This window comes from Gilliamella sp. CG35 (assembly GCF_046635745.1).
GTDB classification, from domain to species: Bacteria; Pseudomonadota; Gammaproteobacteria; order Enterobacterales; family Orbaceae; genus Gilliamella; species Gilliamella apicola_I.
The window spans coordinates 1-22,573 of sequence record NZ_JBIDFH010000016.1 but is presented as its reverse complement, the minus strand read 5'-3'; the positions used below and the strand labels follow the sequence as shown (position 1 = coordinate 22,573).

The window sequence follows — 22,573 nt, the reverse complement described above, 5'->3', positions numbered from 1 at the left end:
AGTTATCTAATTGGTTTAACTCCATAGGAGCCAATTGTGAAAGACTTACTAAAGTTTCTAAAAGCACAGACAAAAACAGAAGATTTTGATGCTATCAAGATAGGTCTTGCCTCTCCTGATATGATTCGCTCATGGTCTTTTGGTGAAGTTAAAAAACCTGAAACAATCAACTATCGAACGTTCAAACCTGAGCGTGATGGATTGTTTTGTGCGCGTATTTTTGGACCAGTTAAAGACTATGAATGTTTATGTGGAAAATATAAACGTTTAAAACACCGTGGTGTGATCTGTGAAAAATGTGGCGTTGAAGTAACACAAGCGAAAGTACGTCGTGAGCGTATGGGGCATATTGAACTTGCATCGCCAACTGCACACATCTGGTTTTTAAAATCATTACCATCTCGTATTGGTTTATTGTTAGATATGCCACTTCGTGATATCGAACGTGTTCTTTATTTTGAATCATTTATGGTTCTTGATGGTGGTATGACCAACTTAGAGCGTGGTCAAATCTTAACAGAAGAGCAATATTTAGATGCGTTAGAAGAGTTTGGTGATGAATTCGATGCTCGCATGGGTGCCGAAGCTATCCAAGAGTTGTTGCGTAATATTGATGTACAAGCGGAATGTGAAGCACTACGTGACGAACTTTCAACAACAAACTCTGAAACAAAACGGAAGAAAATCACTAAACGCATTAAGATTATTGAAGCATTCATTCAATCAGAAAATAAACCTGAATGGATGATCTTAAATGTATTGCCTGTGTTGCCACCAGATTTACGTCCATTAGTACCACTTGATGGCGGACGTTTTGCAACATCAGATTTGAATGATCTTTATCGTCGAGTGATCAACCGTAATAACCGTTTAAAACGTTTATTAGACTTAGCTGCGCCAGATATTATTGTACGTAATGAAAAACGTATGTTACAAGAATCTGTCGACGCATTATTAGATAATGGTCGCCGTGGTCGTGCTATTACCGGTTCAAACAAACGTCCATTAAAATCACTTGCCGATATGATTAAAGGTAAGCAAGGTCGTTTCCGTCAAAACCTATTAGGTAAACGTGTTGACTACTCAGGTCGTTCTGTAATTACAGTGGGACCATACTTGCGTTTACACCAATGTGGTTTACCGAAAAAAATGGCACTTGAGCTTTTCAAACCATTTATCTACGGTAAATTAGAGCGTCGTGGCTATGCAACAACCATCAAAGCTGCGAAGAAAATGGTTGAACGTGAAGATGCGATTGTTTGGGATATCTTAGATGAAGTTATCCGTGAACATCCAGTATTACTAAACCGTGCACCAACACTTCACAGATTGGGTATTCAAGCATTTGAACCTATCTTAATTGAAGGTAAAGCGATTCAGTTACATCCATTAGTTTGTGCGGCATTCAATGCTGACTTCGATGGTGACCAAATGGCGGTTCACGTACCATTAACGTTAGAAGCGCAATTAGAAGCGCGTGCGTTAATGATGTCAACCAACAACATTCTTTCGCCTGCGAGTGGTGAGCCTATTATTGTTCCTTCACAGGACGTGGTATTAGGTCTTTACTATATGACTCGTGATAAAGTCAATGCGAAAGGTGAAGGCATGATTTTAACCGGTCCTAAAGAAGCAGAAAAACTGTATCGTTTAGGTCTTGTTGAGCTACATGCTAAAGTTAAAGTGCGTATCACTGAAAGCCAACGTAATAGTGTTGGTGAGTGGGAAGAAACAACGTCAGTTATTGATACTACTGTTGGGCGTGCTATTTTATGGTTGATTATGCCAAAAGGGATGAGTTACTCAGTGATTAACCAACCACTTGGCAAAAAAGCAATTTCACGTATTTTGAATATTTGCTATCGTCAACTAGGTATGAAAGAAACCGTAATTTTGGCTGACCAAGTAATGTATACCGGCTTTGCTTATGCTGCACGTTCTGGTGTTTCAGTTGGTATTGATGATATGGAAATTCCGGCTAAGAAATTACAAATCATCAACGAAGCTGAAATTGAAGTTGCTGAAATTCAAGAGCAATTCCAATCAGGTTTAGTCACAGCAGGTGAACGTTATAATAAAGTTATCGATATCTGGGCAGCAGCCAATGAACGTGTTGCAAAAGCCATGATGGATAATTTATCAACTGAAAAAGTGATTAATCGTGAAGGTAAAGAAGAAGTACAATCTTCTTTCAACAGTATTTATATGATGGCCGACTCAGGTGCGCGGGGTTCTGCAGCACAGATTCGTCAGTTAGCAGGTATGCGTGGTTTGATGGCAAAACCGGACGGCTCTATTATCGAAACACCAATTACAGCAAACTTCCGTGAAGGATTAAACGTACTTCAGTACTTTATTTCTACCCATGGTGCTCGTAAAGGTCTTGCTGATACAGCGTTAAAAACGGCGAACTCTGGTTATTTGACTCGTCGTTTAGTTGATGTTGCACAAGATTTAGTTGTTATTGAAGACGATTGTGGCACATTAGAAGGCGTAGTGATGACGCCAGTTATCGAAGGTGGAGATGTTAAAGAGCCACTTCGTGAACGTGTATTAGGTCGTGTAACGGCTGAAGATGTGTTAAAACCAGGCAGTGCCGATATCTTGATTCCACGTAACACATTACTTGATGAAAGCTATTGTGATTTACTAGAAGCTGAATCGGTTGATAGTGTTAAAGTCCGTTCTGTCGTTTCGTGTGATACTGATTTTGGTGTCTGTGCGAAATGTTATGGTCGTGACTTAGCACGTGGTCACTTAGTGAATAAAGGTGAAGCAATCGGTGTTATCGCAGCTCAATCAATCGGTGAGCCGGGTACACAGTTAACCATGCGTACGTTCCATATCGGTGGTGCGGCATCAAGAGCGGCAGCAGAATCAAGTGTTCAAGTTAAAAACAAAGGTAGTATTAAATTAACTAATGCTAAATTTGTGACTAATCCAGACAAGAAATTGGTTATTACATCACGTAATGCTGAGTTAACGATTATCGATGATTTAGGTCGAATGAAAGAGACTTACAAAGTTCCTTATGGTTCGATTTTAACAAAAGGTAATGGTGCAGCAGTCGATGCTGGTGAAACAGTTGCTAACTGGGATCCGCATACAATGCCAGTTATCTCTGAAGCGAAAGGCTTTGTTAAATTTGTTGATATGGTTGATGGTCAAACTATTACCCGTCAAACCGACGAATTAACAGGTTTATCATCGATTGTTATTTTAGATGTCGCGGAGCGAACAGGTGTAGGTAAAGATTTACGTCCTGCAATCAAAATTGTTGATGCTAAAGGTAAAGATATCTATGTTGCAGGTACTGAAATGCTTGCACAATACTTCTTACCAGGTAAAGCATTAGTTCAATTAGAAGATGGTGCAGAAATCAATGTGGGTGATACGCTTGCACGTATTCCACAAGCCTCTGTAGGGACTAAAGATATTACCGGTGGTTTACCACGCGTAGCTGACTTATTTGAAGCTCGTAAACCGAAAGAATCAGCTATTCTTGCTGAAATTGATGGTATTATTTCGTTTGGTAAAGAGACCAAAGGTAAACGTCGCTTGATCATCACGCCATTAGATGGCAGTGAACCATATGAAGAGATGATTCCTAAATGGCGTCAACTTAACGTATTTGAAGGCGAACAAGTTGGACGTGGTGATGTGATTTCGGATGGTCCTGAATCAGCACATGATATCTTACGTCTACGTGGTGTAAATGCGGTAACACGTTACATTGTTAACGAAGTTCAAGAAGTTTATCGCCTGCAAGGTGTAAAAATCAATGATAAACACATTGAAGTTATCGTTCGTCAGATGCTGCGTAAAGCAACGGTTATTCATCCGGGTGGTTCTCGTCTACTTGACGGTGAACAACTTGAAGTTTCACGCTTGAAGATTATTAATCGTGAACTTGAAGCACAAGGTAAAGAACCAATTGTTTATTTACACGATCTACTTGGTATTACTAAAGCATCATTAACAACTGAATCGTTTATTTCTGCGGCATCGTTCCAAGAAACGACTCGCGTATTAACCGAAGCAGCTGTTGCTGGTAAAAACGACGAATTACGTGGCTTAAAAGAAAATGTCATTGTTGGTCGATTGATTCCGGCTGGTACTGGTTATGCTTACCATAAAGAGCGTTTACGTAAACGTGCAATGCCATCAAGTGATGATATTCAAACAACAATTTCTGCTGAAGAAGCAACAGCTAACTTAGCTGAGTTACTTAATTCTGCAGAAGAAAACCAATAGTCAGTAGGACGAGTTATTAAAATAGCACGTGATTGCACGTGCTATTTTTTTATCTCAAATGAAATGAAAGGAGTTTTATATGTATATTGTTATGAACCGTTTTAAAATAAAACGAGGTAGTGAAGAGACTTTTATTGACATATGGCGTAATCGTGATAGTCATTTGAAAGAGATGAAAGGATTTAATCGCTTTTACTTTCTACAAGGAAAAACTGAGCAGGATTATACTTTATTTTCTTCATTTGCCGAGTGGGAATCTAAGGCTGATTTTGAAGCTTGGGTAAACTCAGATCACTTCAAACACACTCATCGTAATACGAATAATCGACCGAATAATAGTGATATCTATTTTGAACCGGCACAATTAGAATGTTTTGATGTTTTACTAAAATAATAAATTTGATGAAACAAACAAAAATCTAAAATTTTGATTCATCATTAATTCATTAAGGTTATGTGAGCAATAATCCAATAGTGACATAATGGAATTTAATAATAAGTTATGATTATGCCTCGCAAAGTTTATAAAAATAGCTATAATACAATCTAACTATTATAAAAATGTTGGTGTGATTAGCGTATATTTATTCTAAAAAAATACAAAACAAATGAAAAATTAAGCTAATCCACATTGAATTACTTTTTTCCTGACTATCTTTTCTTTATTACTTATAGTGTTCTTTTTAGTTCTGATTCAACTCATGTTTATGTATTGATGATATTCAGTGCTCATTTCATATATTGATCTATATTTTGATGTCCTTAGTTTAATTGTTATTAGTTTCGATTAGTTGTGTTTTTCTAAATTACCTATTAATTAGACAATTTTATAAGGGGTTTACGATGAAATCAAAACTTGTGTTACTCATTATTGCGTTACTTATTGTTGCTGGATTCATTTTTTTTAAAAACTACAATAGTATCCAAACCCAAGATGAAAAAGTGGCAGCTTCATGGTCAGAAGTTATTAACCAGTATAAACGTCGAGCAGATTTAGTCCCTAATTTGGTTAATACTGTTAAAGGGTATGCGACACACGAGAAAGAGGTGTTTACACAAGTCACTGACGCCCGAGCCAAAGTTGGTTCAATACAATTAAACGCAGATCAACTTACCGATCCTACTTTATTTTCTAAATTTCAACAAGCTCAATCTGAATTGAGTTCTGCATTAAGTCGTTTGATAGCAGTCAGTGAAAATTATCCAGAGCTTAAAGCTAATACACTATATCAAGATTTAATGAGCCAACTTGAAGGTACTGAGAACCGTATTGCTGTTGCTCGAGGACGCTATATTGAAGCAGTGCAAAATTTCAATATTTATATCCGTCAATTACCCACAAAATGGGTAGCAGATGTTTTAGGTGTGAAACCAAAACAACAGTTTAGTGTTGAAAATGAAAAACAGATTTCTAATGCACCTGCAGTTAATTTTGGGTAGTGAATATAATGAAGAGATACTTTCCAGTTAGCTTATTGTTAATATTCAGTTGGTTTTGTTTTGGGCTGACTGAAATTCCACAATTTACCCGGCGGGTGATTGATACGACAAATACACTGACACCATCACAAATTGATGATTTAGAATCGAGTCTAATTGAATTTGAAAAACCAAGAACTGATGGTGCACAAATTATCATTTTAATGATTGCAAAACTTGAAGATGAAACCATTGAACAATGCGCGACTCGAGTTTTTGCTCAATGGGGAATAGGAAAAAAAGGACAAGATAATGGTATTTTATTATTAATTGCTAAAGACGATAGACGTATGCATATTGAAGTCGGTTATGGGTTAGAGGGAACCATAACCGATTTAATTGCTAGTCATATTATTCGTGAACAATTAACACCGGAATTCAAACAAAATAACTATTATCAAGGTATCAAAAATGCTATATCCGTCTTGAAACAAAAAATAGATAACTCAGAACCCCTAGGTAATGAAAATAGCAATGAATCCGATATTGGTACGCTACTTGCTGGTGAATTTGGTGCTAAATTATTTAATTATGGTTTGGTCTCTTTTTTCATTTGCTTTGTTATCAATAGTATTATTCCGCTAGGATCGTCTAAACGCTCTGCCAGTCGAAATTTGGGTACTGGGCTACTTAATGGATTATCAGTAGGTGGGTTTACCTTATGGAATGGTCATTCTATATCCATTGCTTTTATCTTACTATTCTTGGCGTTTGTCATGAGTACGATTGCGAGTGGATTTTTACGAATAAATGGTAGCAGTGGTTCAGGTGGCGGCGGATTCCGTGGAGGAGGTTTTGGCGGTGGTGGGTTTGGAGGCGGCTCAGGAGGATTTAGCGGTGGCGGAGGTGGTCGTAGTGGTGGTGGTGGCGCTTCTGGTAGCTGGTAGATTGATTAGAAATCGTTTTAATTAGTTTGTTAAAATTGGCTTATAATTATCAAATAAAAATTTCAAATTTGATGTTTTTTATATTATTGAAATAATGGAGTAATAAAAATATCAAGCCAATAATCAACGACTAAAACAAATTATCTTCTACGATCCCATTGACGAAACCTTGATTTAAAGGTAATATGCGCGCCTTACGGCATCGTGTAGTTTTTAGCTACACTGAATAATTTTTTAAGGTAGATGTGCATATTTTATGCAAAATAAATTGCCATTAACGATCGATCCTATTAAAGCTGCACAGAAACGACTTGATTATGTTGGATATTATCCAGCAAAAAGTGCAACAAGGATTGAAAGTCCAAAAAGTGATATCGAGTGCCGCTTATCTTTTGATTATGATGAGCAAAAACTCTGTGTTATCAACATTGATGCGAAGATAACGTTGGAACTGATTTGCCAACGTTGTTTTAAACCTTTTATCACTGAAATTCATGTGATGAATAAATTTAGTCCTGTAAAGAGCGATGCTCAAGCAGAGACACTACCGGAACATTATGAACCTGTTCTGATGAACGAGTTCGGTGAAGTGGATATATTAGCGTTACTTGAGGACGAAATTATTCTCTCGTTACCAATTGCGCCGGTACATGATAGTAAACACTGCGAAGTGTCAGAGGCAGATATGGTATTTGGTGATATTCCAAAAGAGAATGAAAAGCCAAATCCATTTGCAATTTTAGTTAGTTTAAAGAATAAGGGGTAAATCCATGGCTGTTCAACAGAATCGTAAAACTCGTGCAAAACGTGGTATGCGTCGTTCACATGATGCATTAACTGTTGCTAATATCTCAGTTGATGAATCAGGTAAAACACATTTACGTCATCACGTAACCGCTGATGGTTATTATCGTGGTCGTAAAGTGATTTCTAAATAATTACTGCGAATTTAGAAATCCTCAGGTGACATTTTGGATAATCTAACCATCGCGTTAGATGCTATGAGCGGGGACTTCGGTCCTCGTATTGTTGTTCCTGCTGCAATACAAGCATTAAATCGTTATCCAAATCTTTCTATTTTTCTGGTAGGTAATCTAACAGAAATAAGCTCCTTTTTGTCTAAAGAAAACACCAAACTTATTGCACAGTATCAAAATGATGGTCGATTGGTATTAATAGAATCAACCACTGTGATTACGAATGACATGAAACCCTCTTACGCAATTCGTCATAGTCAAGGCTCTTCAATGAGAATCGCATTGGAACTTGTCAAAGATAACTCTGCTCAGGCATGTGTTAGTGCGGGTAATACGGGCGCTTTGATGGGGTTGTCTAAACTATTATTACATTCTCTAACCGGTATTGACCGTCCCGCTCTGGTTGCGACTATACCAGCATTAAATAATCATGATACAGTCGTTTTGGATCTTGGCGCTAACGCTGAATGTGATAGTGATATGTTAGTACAATTTGCGATAATGGGTGAGATTCTTGCCAAAACCGTACTTAAGATCGAAACTCCACGAGTTGCATTACTTAACATTGGTGAAGAGGATATTAAAGGATTAGATAAAATTCGTGCAGCAGCGGCAGTTTTAAAATCGAATGAACAAATTAATTATATCGGTTATTTAGAAGGCAATGATCTTTTAACTGGTAAAACCGATGTATTAGTCTGTGATGGATTTGTGGGTAATGTAACATTAAAAACGGTAGAAGGCTTAATCAAAATTTTTATGTCTTCGCTCAAATTATCCTTAAATCATAATTCATTTTTAATGAAATTACTGAGCAAATGGATACAAAGAAAGATTGCAAAAAATTTTTGTTATTTGGATCCTGGGCGATATAATGGAGCCTGTTTACTTGGACTTCAAAGTATTGTGATTAAAAGTCACGGTAGTGCCAATCAAAAATCTTTTTTTGCAGCAATAGAACAAGCTATTTTGGCTATACAAACAAATATACCAGAGAAGATTGCAACCAGTCTTTCTTCCGCACTACCTAAGAGCGAATAATTAGATGTATACAAAGATATTAGGAACAGGAAGTTATCTTCCAAAACAGATACGAACCAACGCAGATCTTGAAAAAATGGTTGATACTAGTGATGAATGGATTACGACACGCACTGGCATCAAAGAAAGGCGTATTGCCGCTCCAGATGAAACTGTAACAACAATGGCCTATGAAGCGGCAATTAATGCTATTGACATGGCAGGTATCGATAAAAATGATATCGGTTTGATCATTGTTGCAACAGCAACTTCAGTGAATGCTTTTCCAAGTTCTGCAACTGAACTACAAGCTAAACTTGAAATAGGTGATGTGATTGCCTTTGATGTTTCGGCTGCATGTTCAGGATTTGTTTATGCGTTAGATATTGCGGATAAATATGTAAAAAGTGGTGCGATCAAATATGCTTTAGTAGTGGGGGCTGACATGTTAACACGTGGTGTTGATCCGGATGATCGTGGCACTATTATTATTTTTGGTGATGGAGCAGGTGCTGTTGTTGTAGGCGCATCTGAAGAGCCTGGTATTATTGCTTCACATTTACATGCCGATGGACGTTACGGGGATCTATTAAAATATCCTTATGTTGATCGCCGTGATATGAATGATCCTGTTTATATGACGATGCATGGTAATGAAGTGTTTAAAATAGCAGTTAAAGAACTCTCAAATTTAGTTGATGAGCTTTTAACTGAAAATGCTTTTAATAAAGCCGATTTAGATTGGTTGGTGCCTCACCAAGCAAATTTAAGAATTATTTCAGCGACAGCTAAACGATTAGATATGGATATGAGTAAAGTCATTGTAACGTTGGATAAACAAGGAAATACTTCAGCTGCATCGGTACCTTGTGCATTAGATGCAGGTGTCCGAGATGGACGCATTCAACGTGGCCAATTAATTCTATTAGAGGCATTTGGTGGCGGTTTTGTATGGGGCTCTGCGCTCATTAGATTTTAACTAATCAATTATTTTTATGTGATCAAGGATTTTAAAATGACCAAATTTGCAATGGTATTTCCAGGACAAGGTTCACAAGCGGTAGGTATGCTAAAAGATCTTGCTGATAATTATCCAATTGTGAAATCAACTTTTGATGAAGCTTCACAGGTATTAGGCTATGACTTATGGACACTTGTACAAGATGGTCCAGTAGAAGAATTAAATAAAACTTGGCAAACACAACCTGCGTTACTTGCTGCATCTGTAGCAATTTATCGGGTATGGCAGAGTGTAAATGGTGCACAACCAGATTTTATGGCAGGCCATAGTTTAGGTGAATATTCAGCATTAGTTTGTGCAGGTGTTATTGATTTTAAAGATGCTATCAAATTAGTCGAACTACGCGGACAACTTATGCAAGAAGCCGTACCAACAGGTACAGGCGCAATGTATGCAATCATTGGACTTGATAATGAATCAATTCGTAAAGCATGTGAACAAGCCGCTCAAGGTCAAATTGTTGCACCTGTTAATTTCAACTCACCGGGTCAAGTTGTTATTGCTGGTAATAAAGAAGCGGTTGAACGTGCTGGTGCTTTATGTAAAGAAGCAGGTGCTAAACGCGCATTACCTCTTGCCGTGAGTGTTCCTTCACATTGTGCATTGATGAAACCGGCAGCAGATAAATTAGCAATAGCATTAGAAAACATTACTTTTAATACGCCAAAATTTGCAGTAATTAATAATGTCGATGTTAAAGTTGAATCATCTGCAGATCAAATTAAAGCAGCGCTTATTGCTCAGCTTTATAGTCCTGTTCGATGGACTGAAACAGTTGAAGAAATGGCAAAACAAGGTATAACCATTTTAGTTGAAATGGGACCAGGTAAAGTATTAACAGGATTGACTAAACGTATTGTTGATTCATTGTCTGCTTGTGCAGTCAATGATAAAGCTTCATTAGATGTTGCGTTAGAAAATACTAAATAAAAATTTAAAAGAGGTAGTTATGAACCTATCAGGAAAAATTGCTTTAGTTACAGGTGCCAGCCGCGGAATAGGTAAAGCGATTGCAGAAAAATTAGTTGCATGTGGTGCAACAGTTATTGGTACAGCAACAACGGAAAAAGGTGCTGAAGCAATAAGCCAATATTTAGGCTCACACGGTAAAGGTTATGCTTTGAATGTGACAGATGAAGCATCAATTGAATCGGTTATTGGTGCAATTAAAACGGAATTTGGTGATATTGATATTTTGGTTAATAATGCAGGTATTACCCGTGATAATTTATTAATGAGAATGAAAGAAGATGAATGGCAAGATATTTTGAATACCAATTTAACTTCTGTGTTTCGTCTCTCAAAAGCCTTAATGCGAACTATGATGAAAAAGCGTTATGGCAGAATTATTACTATCGGTTCAGTTGTGGGAACGATGGGTAACGCCGGTCAAGCGAATTATGCGGCAGCAAAAGCAGGTTTAATTGGTTTTAGTAAATCATTAGCTCGTGAAGTCGCATCACGAGGAATTACAGTCAATGTTGTTGCGCCAGGCTTTATCGCAACAGATATGACAGAAGCACTTACTGATGATCAGAAAGCGTTAACATTAGCACAAGTCCCTACAGGGCGTTTAGGTGAACCCGCTGAAATTGCAAGTGCTGTGGCATTTTTGGCATCTGATGAAGCTTCTTACATCACGGGTGAAACTTTGCATGTCAATGGTGGCATGTATATGGTGTAATTGATTGGAATAGTGTAAAATAAGTTAATATTTTGACGATTCGAACAAAAATTAAGCAATTGGGTTGAAAAATGATTTGCATCTTTTTCAACATTTTATAAACTTACATTCACCGCCACTTTCGGCGATTTTTATAGGAAAAAAAAGAGTATGAGCACTATTGAAGAGCGAGTTAAAAGTATTATTGTTGAGCAACTTGGTGTGAAAGAAGACGAAGTAAAAAATGAATCTTCTTTTGTGGAAGATCTTGGCGCTGACTCTCTTGATACTGTTGAACTAGTTATGGCTTTAGAAGAAGAATTCGATACAGAAATTCCTGACGAAGAAGCTGAAAAAATCACAACTGTTCAATCAGCAATTGATTATATTACTGCAAATCAATAATTTTAGCTGAGTTTTCATAATAGGCGGTCAACTGATCGCCTAGTTTATATTTATGTCTTTAACTTGTTGAAGTATATCAACTTGATGTTTATTATTAGAAAACTCAAAGTAAAAATTTCATTGATTCAAATTTCATCTCAATCCTTTTCTGGAGGACAATGTGTCTAAACGCAGAGTTGTTGTTACTGGAATGGGCATGATATCTCCAGTTGGTAATACAGTTGAATCCACATGGCAAGCTTTATTAGCAGGTCAAAGTGGTGTTGAACTCATCGAACATTTTGATACAGCCCCTTTTGCAACGCGCTTCGCAGCGATGGTTAAAAACTTTAATGGCGAAGATTATAATATTTCACGTAAAGATGCACGTAAAATGGATTATTTTATCCAATATGGCATAGCCGCTGGTATTCAAGCAATGCAAGATGCTGGCATCGAAATTACGGAAGAAAATTCAGAACGTATTGGCTGCGCTATTGGTTCAGGTATTGGTGGACTTGGATTAATTGAGGAAAATCACAGTGCGCTAATTAATGGCGGACCACGTAAAATTAGCCCATTTTTTGTTCCATCAACCATCGTTAATATGATTGCTGGTCATTTATCTATTATTTATGGATTAAAAGGACCGAGTATTACTATAGCTACCGCTTGTTCTTCTGGCGTTCATAATATCGGACATGCAGCAAGAATGATTGCTTATGGTGATGCAGACGGCATGCTTGCCGGTGGTGGCGAAAAAGCTAGTACACCGCTTGGTATTGGTGGTTTTGGTGCAGCACGTGCATTATCAACCAATAATGACAATCCTAAAGCGGCGAGTCGACCTTGGGATAAAGACCGTGATGGTTTTGTACTTGGCGACGGTGCAGGAATCATGTTTTTAGAAGAGTATGAGCATGCTAAAAAACGTGGTGCTAAAATTTATGCTGAAGTTGTCGGTTTTGGAATGAGCGGCGATGCTTACCATATGACTTCACCTCCAGAAGATGGTAGTGGTGCAGCTTTAGCGATGAAATGTGCAATTCGTGATGCAGGTATTACACCTAATCAAGTTGGTTACATCAATGCGCATGGGACATCGACTCCTGCAGGTGATAAAGCTGAAACTCAAGCAGTAAAAAGTATTTTTAAAGAAAATTCAAGCAAAGTTATGGTCAGTTCAACAAAATCAATGATTGGTCATTTACTCGGTGCAGCTGGTGCTGTTGAATCAATCTTTACTGTACTTGCATTACGTGATCAAGCTGTACCGCCAACAATTAATTTAGATAATCCTGATGAAGGATGTGATCTCGATTATGTTCCTCATACAGCTCGTCAAGTTAAGAATTTAGAGTATGCACTGTGTAACTCGTTTGGTTTCGGTGGAACGAATGGTTCAGTGTTATTCAAAAAAATCTAATTTCTTATTCTGAAATTATTCGTCGGTAATTTTTATTATCGACGAAAGCCTTCCTGAAAATTATTTTAGATGTGTTAAATCTTATCGACAAAGAGAATAAGAATATTTATATAGCTTGTGATATAATCTGATATAAATTTTAAAGCATTATCATTACTGGAAATTATGGCAGAACCTCAATTTATTCATCTCCATTTGCATAGCGATTTTTCTATGGTTGACGGAATTGCGAAAGTAGGCACATTAGTAAATGAGGTGAGCAAGTTACAGATGCCAGCCTTTGCGATTACCGATTTTACTAATTTATGTGGTCTTGTAAAATTTTATGGCACAGCAATGTCAAAAGGCATCAAACCTATCATTGGTGCTGATCTTGCTATAAAAAATCCACAAATGCCAGATGATATTTTTCGGTTAACTTTACTTGCAGCCAATAATGATGGATATAAAAATCTTACCTTACTGATTTCCAAAGCTTATGAAAGAGGTTACATCGGTGATATTCCGGTTGTTGATCAAGAATGGTTAACAGAGTATCGATCTGGATTAATTGTTTTAGCAGGTCGTGAAAGTGATATTGGTATCGGAATCATTCGCAATAATCAATCAATTATTGATAATGCTATTCAATTTTATTGTGAAAACTTTCCAGATCATTTTTACTTTGAATTAGTACGTACCAAACGTGTTAATGAAGAACTATTTATTCATAGTGCGGTTAAACTTGCAGAACAATATGCATTACCTGTTGTGGCAACTAATGATGTAAGATTTTTGGTTCCTTCTGATTTTGAAGCTCACGAAATTCGGGTTGCTATTCACGATGGTAATACCCTTGAAGATCCTAATAGACCCAAACACTACTCAGCTGAACAATATTTACGTTCAGAACAAGAAATGTGCGAACTGTTTTCTGACATTCCAGAAGCATTAGAAAATAGTGTTGAAATAGCCAAACGTTGTAATGTGTCGATTCGATTAGGGGAGTATTTTTTACCTAAGTTCCCAACAGGGAATATGTCTACAGAAGATTTTTTAGTTCACAAATCACGTGAAGGTTTGGAAGAAAGATTAGAACTTTTATTTCCTGATCCTAACGTTAGACAACAAAAACGACCAGAATATGATGAACGTTTAGAAACCGAATTAAACGTAATCAACCAAATGGGGTTTCCTGGCTATTTCCTGATCGTTATGGAATTTATTCAATGGTCTAAAGATAATGATATTCCTGTCGGTCCGGGTCGTGGTTCAGGGGCTGGTTCTCTTGTTGCTTATGCACTGAAAATAACGGATTTGGATCCGTTAGCCTTTGACTTACTTTTTGAACGTTTTTTAAATCCTGAACGGGTATCAATGCCAGATTTTGATGTTGATTTCTGTATGGAAAAACGTGATTTAGTGATTGATCATGTTGCTGACATGTACGGTCGAGATGCAGTTTCACAAATTATTACATTTGGTACAATGGCTGCTAAAGCCGTTATACGCGATGTGGGACGAGTGCTGGGACACCCTTATGGATTTGTTGATCGTATCGCAAAGCTCATACCTCTTGACCCCGGAATGACCCTTGCAAAAGCGTTTGAAATCGAGCCTCAATTGCAAGAAATTTATGACAATAATGAAGATGTCAAATCGTTAATTGATATTGCCAGACAATTAGAGGGGGTGACACGAAACGCAGGTAAACACGCCGGTGGGGTCGTGATTTCACCAACTAAAATTACAGATTTTTCGCCTATCTATTGTGATTCTGAAGGTCATCATCCCGTTACACAATTTGATAAAAATGATGTTGAATATGCAGGACTGGTCAAATTCGACTTTTTAGGATTACGTACATTAACCATTATTGATTGGGCAATCAAAATGATTAATGAGCGTCAGGCAAGAGAAGGTCTGGAAGCGGTTGATATTACACGCATTCCGCTTGATGATCAGAAATCGTTTGATTTACTGTTAAATGCTGAAACGACCGCTGTTTTCCAGCTTGAATCGCGCGGTATGAAAGATCTCATCAGACGTTTAAAACCTGACTGCTTTGAAGACATGATTGCATTAGTCGCATTATTTCGACCAGGACCTCTACAATCAGGAATGGTGGATAATTTTATCGATCGTAAACATGGTCGTGAAGAAGTGTCTTATCCCGATATTAATCATCAGCACGAATCCTTGAAGCCTATATTAGAACCAACCTATGGCATTATTCTCTATCAAGAACAGGTCATGCAAATAGCACAAACGTTATCTGGTTATACCTTAGGTGGTGCGGATTTATTACGTCGAGCTATGGGTAAGAAAAAGCCAGAAGAAATGGCTAAGCAACGTTCTGTATTTAAAGAAGGCGCTGAGAAGCAAGGCGTAGATGGAGAACTGGCTATGCGGATTTTTGATTTAGTTGAAAAATTCGCAGGTTATGGTTTTAACAAATCACATTCGGCTGCTTATGCACTTGTTTCTTATCAAACTCTCTGGTTAAAAACACACTATCCTGCAGAGTTTATGGCGGCAGTTATGACGGCTGATATGGACAATACCGATAAAATCGTTGGTCTGGTCGATGAATGCCTACGTATGGGACTCAAAATTAATCCGCCGGATATTAACAGTGGGTTGTATCATTTTCATGTGAATGAAAAAGGTGAAATTGTTTACGGTATTGGTGCAATAAAAGGTGTGGGCGAAGGTCCGATTGAGGCGATAGTTGAAGCGCGCAATAGTGGTGGATATTTCAAAAATATTTTTGAATTATGTGCACGAGCAGATATGAAAAAAATTAACCGTCGTGTTTTAGAAAAACTCACCATGGCTGGCGCTTTTGATAAATTAGGTCCACATCGAGCAGCGATTTTAAATAGTATTAACGACGCTATGCAAGCGGCGGATCAATATGCTAAAGCACAAGATATTGGTCAAGAAGATATGTTTGGTGTATTAGCTGAAGAACCAGAACAAGTTGAACATGCTTATGCAGCTGTTCCAGAACTGCCAGAACAAGTTTTGCTTGATGGTGAACGTGATACTTTAGGGCTTTATTTAACGGGGCATCCGGTTACACAATACCTGAAGGAGTTAAATCGTTATGCTGGAGGTTTACGGATAAGTGAAGCTTCTCCAACGGGTTGGGGAAAAATGGCCACTTTTGCTGGTATTGTTGTTGATGCTAGAGTTCGCATTACTAAAAAAGGAAACAAAATCGGTTTATTTACGTTGGATGATCGCTCAGGTCGTATTGACGGTATGCTTTTTACTGATGCACTGGAAAAATTTGAGCATTTATTGGTTAAAGATAAAATTTTGATAGTCACCGGTCAAGTCAGTCATGATGATTTTAATGGTGGATTCAAAATGACGGTACGTGATATGGTCGACTTGAAGGATGCCCGAGCGAAGTATGTTAAAGGTTTGGTGGTAACATTAACTGACAGTGAAGCTGACAGAGCAATGTTGCAGCGTCTACAACAACTATTTGAACCCTATCGACATGGTAGTGTACCTGTAAATCTTTACTATCATAGGGATGACTCGATCGTTAGAATACAATTCGGTACAACTTGGCGAGTTATTCCTGAGGATGCTTTGATTGTAGAGCTTAAAACCTTGCTAGGTAATGATCGTATTGAATTTGAATTTTAGTAAATTAGTATAAAATTATTCCTATTAAGTAAAATAAAGGAATATAGCAAATCTACATTTAAGGATAAAAATAAGTTGTTCTTTTTTATATCCCAGTCGATAACTGATAAATGTAGATGACTTTAATTAGTATTACATAGTAAAATTGACTTAATTTTATTTTAAGAATTAGTCTTTATACTATATTAAATAATGTATTTATTACAAATACAAAATAAATTAAGAGGCAATCATAAGCGTTATGAACAATTTTTTGGAATTTGAAAAGCCGATAGCGGAATTAGAAGCAAAAATTAATTCCTTAAAGAATATTGATTCACAACAAGTTGAATTAGATATCAATTTAGACAAAGAGATTAAACAACTAAATAAAAAAAGTCGAGAGTTAACAAAAAAAATATTTGCAAATTTATCTCCATGGGAAATCGCACAATTAGCCAGACATCCAAATAGACCCTATACACTTGATTATATCAAAGAAATTTTTACTGATTTTGATGAGTTAGCAGGTGATCGTGCTTATGCTGATGATAAAGCAATCGTCGGTGGTATTGCTCGTATTGATGATCGACCAGTTATGGTAATTGGTCATCAAAAAGGTCGTGAAACAAAACAGAAAATATATCGTAACTTTGGTATGCCTGCACCTGAAGGTTATCGAAAAGCATTACGTTTAATGCAATTAGCTGAACGTTTTAAATTACCTATTATTACTTTTATTGATACGCCGGGAGCATATCCTGGTATTGGTGCCGAAGAGCGAGGACAAGCTGAAGCAATAGCTAGAAATTTACGCGAAATGTCTCGTCTTAACGTTCCAACTATTTGTACTGTTATTGGTGAAGGCGGTTCTGGTGGAGCACTCGCGATTGGTGTTGCTGATAAAGTGAACATGTTGCAGTACAGTACTTATTCGGTTATTTCTCCTGAAGGGTGTGCATCTATTTTGTGGAAAAGTGCTGATAAAGCTCCTGTTGCTGCTGAAGCAATGAATATGACAGCTGATAAATTACTTAAATTGGATCTAATTGATTCAATAATTCCTGAACCACTAGGTGGTGCTCATCGTGATTATTTTGCGGTATCCGATTCTTTGAAAAAACAGTTAATTAATGATCTTAATGAACTTGAAGAAATGGATTTATCCGTACTGCTTGAAAGAAGATTTCAACGCCTTATGAACTATGGTTATGCAAGATAGCCTTATTGGAATACTATTATTATGGAAAAAAAGACGGGTTTAAAACGTATAATCAATGCAACAAAGTACTCTTTTAAAGGGTTTAAATCAGCGATCAAATATGAAACCGCATTTCGTCAAGAATTATTGTTGTTGATTGTGGCTTATATTGTGGTCATGCTAATTGATTTCACGATATATGAACGTATTTTATTATTAGGTTCTATTGGTGTTGTGATGATTGTCGAGCTTATCAACAGTGCCATTGAATGTGTGGTAGATAGAATCGGTAGTGAAAGACACGAGTTATCGGGTCGTGCTAAGGATTATGGATCTGCAGCCGTGTTTTTATCGTTATTATTAACGGTAATTTTATGGATTTACTTATTTTCCTGCCACTTTTTTCCCTAAATTCTTTCTAACTCATTGACAATTTGAATGATAATAGTGCGAGTGAAATACTCGCATTTCATTCTTTTTTATTCCGATACTAGCTCTTTAATGGTGAAGTTGCCTGTTTTTTCTGTATCCAGCTTCTCTTTTAACCAAGGCATGATCGATTGCATTTGCTCATGTAGCTTCCAAGGCGGATTAATTACAATCATACCGGATGCTGTCATTCCTTTCTGATTATTGTCAGGTTTTAGAGCAAGCTCAAACTGTGAAATTCGCTTAATTCCTAAATTTACAATTCCATCAATCATCCTTTGGGTCTGTGTTCGTGATACGACAGGATACCAGATAAGATAAACACCAGTCGCAAAACGTTTATACGCTTCATTTATCGCCGTTGGAATTTTTTGATAATCATCTTTGATCTCATATGAAGGATCAATTAATATCAGTCCTCGGCGTGATTCGGGAGGTAATTTTGATTTTAATTGTGCAAAGCCATCTTCACGTAATACTCTTGCGCGTTTATCCTTATTAAATTCCTGCCTTAACAAAGGATAGTCGGTTGGATGTAATTCGGTAAGATTAAGTTTATCTTGTTCCCGAAGTAGCTGTTTAGCAATGAGCGGTGAACCAGGATAATACTTTAAAGTATCAAATGGATTGTAGCGCTGAAGAATTGATAGATAAGTATCAAGTTGTTTTGGAAGATCCGGTTGTTGCCATAATAAATTAATCCCAGATAAATATTCTCCCGTTTTCTCAGCATGTTCACTTTTTAATAAATATCGCCCCGCACCACTGTGAGTATCCAGATATAAAAAAGGTTTTTCTTTTTCCTTTAACGATTCAATACATAGTGTTAATACAATATGTTTTAAAACATCTGCATGATTACCAGCATGGTAGCTATGACGATAACTTAACATTAAAAATTTAGCCTCATTTGTTTATTATTTTGCATGTGAAATAGATAAAGCTTAATAAAGTAGGCAAGTCATTTTCATTAATTTTCAATTAAAGTTGAATACTGATGTTATCATCAGAAATTGATAGCCATATAAACTATATTTTGCGATATCGGTGTAACCTAAATATAAGGAGAATGAGTATTATAAGTCAGAAAGGGATTTTTTCAACTTTGTAGCCTTAAAGTGTATATGGCAAGAGATTATACGTAATGTGTGCTCGTCATCTCACATTTAGGACAACATTTTTTGTTTAAGTTGTGTACCACATTTGCGACATAAATAATTTATATTATTGTGCTGAACTTTATTGTGTCTAATCTTTGTTAATCGATGCTCCTGACACTCACAATAGTATAAATAAAAGTCTCGTTTAACATCGAAATTATGAGTTGTTTTAGGCATTTTACCTAGGATATTTGACATAACATATTGCCATTCTTTGCCATGAGGCTTTACGTTGCCAAATTTTTTAAAAACAATTAGGTGCGCTAACTCATGGGGCACAACTTCTTCAATAAATACTTGTCCATTGTCGGCAAGCATTGTTGAATTCAATTGGATTTCCCAACGCATTAGAAAAGCACTTCCTGCCACACTTCCTTTAGGTTTATAAATTATTTTAGGTTCGGTAAATTGCATATTTAGCAATTGATTAGCTTGCGCTAAGTATTTTCTTAGGCAAGCTATAACTTGGTTGTGCAAATTTATGGGGATACGTTTAAAGTCCGGCTGCATCTCGTAATTGAGCCGCTTTATCTGTTTGTTCCCAAGGAAAAATATCTCGTCCAAAGTGACCATAACTTGCTGTTTTTTGATAAATTGGTTGAATTAAATTTAGCATTTTAATCAGTCCATAAGGTCTTAAATCAAAAAATTCCTTAATTAATGCAACAATTTTATCATGCGCAATTTTTTCCGTGCCAAATGTATTAACATAAATTGAAGTTGGATTAGCAATACCAATTGCATAAGATAGTTGTAATTCACATCTATCAGCTAATCCAGCAGCAACAATATTTTTTGCAACATAACGAGCAGCATAAGCAGCCGAACGGTCAACTTTTGATGGATCTTTACCAGAAAAAGCCCCACCACCATGACGAGCTGCTCCACCATAAGTATCCACAATTATTTTACGTCCGGTTAACCCACAATCCCCCATAGGTCCGCCAATAACAAAACGCCCAGTTGGATTGATGAAATATTTAGTTCGGGAAGTTAACCACTCAGCTGGTAAGGTTGGTTTGATGATCTCCTCCATTACCGCTTCATGTAATGCATTTTGTTCAATATCTTCTGCATGTTGAGTGGATAAAACAATCGTATCAACACCTTTAATTATGCCATTTTCATAAATTAATGTTACTTGGCTTTTGGCATCAGGTCTTAACCATGGAAGTATTCCTTTCTTTCTAACTTCAGCTTGGCGATGCATAAGCTCATGAGCATAACTGATTGCTGCTGGCATAAAGTTTGGCATTTCATTGGTTGCGTAGCCAAACATTATCCCCTGATCACCTGCTCCTTGCTGTAAAGGATCTTCACGATCTACACCTTGGTTAATATCGGGTGATTGTTTTCCAATTGCATTTAAAACAGCACAAGAATTAGCATCAAATCCCATTTCTGAACTGGTATATCCAATATCACTAATTGTTTTTCGGGTTAACTCTTCTATATCTACCCATGCTGAGGTTGTAATCTCGCCACCAACAAGTGCCATACCTGTTTTTACATAGGTTTCACATGCAACACGAGCTTTAGGATCCTGCTTTAAAATAGCATCAAGTACCGCATCTGAGATTTGATCGGCAATTTTATCTGGATGACCTTCTGAAACTGATTCAGAAGTGAATAGAAATTCTGACATTCAATACCTTCTTAAATTTATTCGTACGAATAACATATAAATTCAAAATAGCGCTCATTTTAGCAGTTTTACCATCTAGACGTCTAGTTAAAAAATTTTTCTGAGTGTCTTTTCTTCAATGACTGGTAATAAAATAACTTGCATTAATTTTTAATCAATTTACGATAGTTTGCGTTTTTACCTATCAATTAGCTAAACATCTACAGAAATATGAAAATAAAAAATACAACTCCTACAGTGCTAGTCTTTGATTCCGGTATTGGTGGATTATCGGTATATGACGCCATTTACAAGAAGATGCCTAATCTACATTACATTTATGCATTTGATAATGAAATGTTTCCTTACGGCGATAAGTCATCCGAATTTCTTATTGATAGGGTCACGTCAATTATTGGACATATTTCGAAACATTATTTAATTGACATAGCTGTTATTGCATGTAATACAGCAAGTACTATCTGTTTACCGAGTTTAAGATCCCAATTTTCTTTTCCTATTGTAGGTGTTGTTCCTGCTATTAAACCAGCTTGCCAAATTACCCAAAACAAATGTATCGGACTGCTGGCAACAAAGGCAACCATTGAACGCGCTTATACAACAAATCTCATTCAAGAATTTGCAACGGACTGTACAGTTAAACTACTTGGCTTATCTGAGCTTGCATTTATTGCAGAAAATAAATTGCAAGGTGTTACTGTCGATATAAATCAATTACAAACTTTACTTGCGCCGTGGCTTTCTGAACCTGTTATACCAGATACTATTGTATTAGGTTGTACTCACTATCCATTTATCAAAGAAGAGTTACAAATAATTTTTCCTAATGCGACATTTATTGATTCAGGAAATGCTATTGCTACTCGTGTCTATAATTTACTCAACGAACAATTTGATTTAAATGCAGAAAACAAGAGTGCTAAGGAAAATATTGTAATGAGTACCAACTATAACCAATATGTTGAAAAATTAACTGACAAATTAACTAAATATAAACTTAATAAATATCAATATATTAATATTTACCGTGTTTAAACCTTACTCGAACGGAGCAAAGATCTGCTTTTTTTGCTTGTAAAAAAAAATGAAGTGCCTATAATGCGCATCCACTGACACGGCGTCAGCGAAAGCAGGCGGTAAAAGAGGTTAGTGAGCAGGATCAAAAAATTTGAAAAAAGATCTTGACGAATAAAAAGGTGTAGCGTAGTATACGCAGCCCTTGAGACAGTAAAAGCGAAAGCGGAAAAAATACTGTCAGCTCTTTAAAAAGAAGAAACAGACAATCTGTGTGGGCACTTGCGAGACGAAAGATAAGAAGTCTACGGACTCAAAAAATTAAGTCTTGATAAGTGACACTGAAGATTCATTTGAATATGTCAGAAACAGTTATTGAGCATCAAACTTTA

The 22,573-nt window shown here is 36.7% G+C and carries 19 protein-coding genes; 16 read left to right on the top strand and 3 right to left on the bottom strand.

Translation table 11 applies throughout. The annotated features are described in order from the left end of the window. Positions 1-36: 36 nt before the first annotated feature. The 15 genes from rpoC to ACGH4F_RS08080 all read left to right on the top strand — a co-directional run bounded on the left by rpoC (position 37) and on the right by ACGH4F_RS08080 (position 18,344). Positions 37-4,254 (top strand): DNA-directed RNA polymerase subunit beta', encoded by a 4,218-nt coding sequence (rpoC, locus tag ACGH4F_RS08150; RefSeq protein ID WP_065559745.1) that lies wholly within the window; start codon positions 37-39, stop codon positions 4,252-4,254. A 79-nt stretch (positions 4,255-4,333) separates the two neighbouring features. Then, positions 4,334-4,648, top strand: coding sequence for an antibiotic biosynthesis monooxygenase family protein (locus ACGH4F_RS08145; RefSeq protein WP_065559744.1), 315 nt, complete (start codon positions 4,334-4,336; stop codon positions 4,646-4,648). 449 nt (positions 4,649-5,097) lie between these two features. Further along, positions 5,098-5,694 carry a LemA family protein gene (locus ACGH4F_RS08140; protein WP_267352149.1) on the top strand — a complete coding sequence of 199 codons (597 nt, stop codon included), beginning with the start codon at positions 5,098-5,100 and terminating at the stop codon, positions 5,692-5,694. Between the two features lie 8 nt (positions 5,695-5,702). Then, on the top strand, positions 5,703-6,620 hold the full coding sequence (locus tag ACGH4F_RS08135) for a TPM domain-containing protein (protein ID WP_220215978.1): 918 nt from the start codon (positions 5,703-5,705) through the stop codon (positions 6,618-6,620). 256 nt (positions 6,621-6,876) lie between these two features. Next, on the top strand, positions 6,877-7,386 hold the full coding sequence (gene yceD / locus ACGH4F_RS08130) for a 23S rRNA accumulation protein YceD (protein WP_267352151.1): 510 nt from the start codon (positions 6,877-6,879) through the stop codon (positions 7,384-7,386). A gap of 4 nt (positions 7,387-7,390) precedes the next feature. After that, positions 7,391-7,558, top strand: coding sequence for a 50S ribosomal protein L32 (rpmF, locus tag ACGH4F_RS08125; RefSeq protein WP_025316508.1), 168 nt, complete (start codon positions 7,391-7,393; stop codon positions 7,556-7,558). A 33-nt stretch (positions 7,559-7,591) separates the two neighbouring features. Then, positions 7,592-8,638 carry a phosphate acyltransferase PlsX gene (gene plsX, locus ACGH4F_RS08120; RefSeq protein WP_267352152.1) on the top strand — a complete coding sequence of 349 codons (1,047 nt, stop codon included), beginning with the start codon at positions 7,592-7,594 and terminating at the stop codon, positions 8,636-8,638. A 4-nt stretch (positions 8,639-8,642) separates the two neighbouring features. Continuing rightward, positions 8,643-9,596: a beta-ketoacyl-ACP synthase III gene (locus ACGH4F_RS08115; RefSeq protein WP_411590799.1), complete on the top strand. Its 954-nt coding sequence runs from the start codon at positions 8,643-8,645 to the stop codon at positions 9,594-9,596. A 36-nt stretch (positions 9,597-9,632) separates the two neighbouring features. Continuing rightward, a complete protein-coding gene (gene fabD, locus ACGH4F_RS08110; RefSeq protein WP_267352154.1) occupies positions 9,633-10,568 on the top strand; it encodes an ACP S-malonyltransferase in 936 nt (311 codons plus the stop codon). Between the two features lie 19 nt (positions 10,569-10,587). Next, positions 10,588-11,322, top strand: a complete 735-nt coding sequence (fabG, locus tag ACGH4F_RS08105) for a 3-oxoacyl-ACP reductase FabG (protein ID WP_267352155.1) — start codon at positions 10,588-10,590, stop codon at positions 11,320-11,322. Between the two features lie 150 nt (positions 11,323-11,472). Next, entirely contained in the window at positions 11,473-11,706 is a 234-nt protein-coding gene (gene acpP, locus ACGH4F_RS08100; RefSeq protein WP_065559736.1) for an acyl carrier protein, read from the top strand. Between the two features lie 160 nt (positions 11,707-11,866). Then, complete coding sequence (gene fabF, locus ACGH4F_RS08095) at positions 11,867-13,111, top strand: beta-ketoacyl-ACP synthase II (protein ID WP_267352156.1); 1,245 nt, start codon at positions 11,867-11,869, stop codon at positions 13,109-13,111. Between the two features lie 165 nt (positions 13,112-13,276). Continuing rightward, positions 13,277-16,753, top strand: a complete 3,477-nt coding sequence (gene dnaE, locus ACGH4F_RS08090) for a DNA polymerase III subunit alpha (protein ID WP_411590797.1) — start codon at positions 13,277-13,279, stop codon at positions 16,751-16,753. A 241-nt stretch (positions 16,754-16,994) separates the two neighbouring features. Continuing rightward, the gene (accA, locus tag ACGH4F_RS08085) at positions 16,995-17,954 is read left to right on the top strand and encodes an acetyl-CoA carboxylase carboxyl transferase subunit alpha (RefSeq protein ID WP_267352158.1); all 960 of its coding nucleotides are present in this window, start codon (positions 16,995-16,997) and stop codon (positions 17,952-17,954) included. 21 nt (positions 17,955-17,975) lie between these two features. After that, positions 17,976-18,344: a diacylglycerol kinase gene (locus tag ACGH4F_RS08080; protein ID WP_065559732.1), complete on the top strand. Its 369-nt coding sequence runs from the start codon at positions 17,976-17,978 to the stop codon at positions 18,342-18,344. 68 nt (positions 18,345-18,412) lie between these two features. Here the strand turns inward: ACGH4F_RS08080 and ACGH4F_RS08075 are convergent, their stop codons facing one another. The 3 genes from ACGH4F_RS08075 to metK all read right to left on the bottom strand — a co-directional run bounded on the left by ACGH4F_RS08075 (position 18,413) and on the right by metK (position 21,167). Continuing rightward, on the bottom strand, positions 18,413-19,255 hold the full coding sequence (locus tag ACGH4F_RS08075) for a 23S rRNA (adenine(2030)-N(6))-methyltransferase RlmJ (protein WP_267352159.1): 843 nt from the start codon (positions 19,253-19,255) through the stop codon (positions 18,413-18,415). 273 nt (positions 19,256-19,528) lie between these two features. Next, positions 19,529-20,032 carry a SprT family zinc-dependent metalloprotease gene (locus tag ACGH4F_RS08070; protein WP_267352160.1) on the bottom strand — a complete coding sequence of 168 codons (504 nt, stop codon included), beginning with the start codon at positions 20,030-20,032 and terminating at the stop codon, positions 19,529-19,531. Next, positions 20,016-21,167, bottom strand: coding sequence for a methionine adenosyltransferase (metK, locus tag ACGH4F_RS08065; RefSeq protein WP_267352161.1), 1,152 nt, complete (start codon positions 21,165-21,167; stop codon positions 20,016-20,018). Before metK ends, ACGH4F_RS08070 begins: the two co-directional genes overlap by 17 nt. 210 nt (positions 21,168-21,377) lie before the next feature. Here metK and murI point away from each other — a divergent pair, with 210 nt between their 5' ends. Beyond that, entirely contained in the window at positions 21,378-22,202 is an 825-nt protein-coding gene (gene murI, locus ACGH4F_RS08060; RefSeq protein WP_411590794.1) for a glutamate racemase, read from the top strand. The last annotated feature ends 371 nt before the right edge of the window (positions 22,203-22,573 follow it).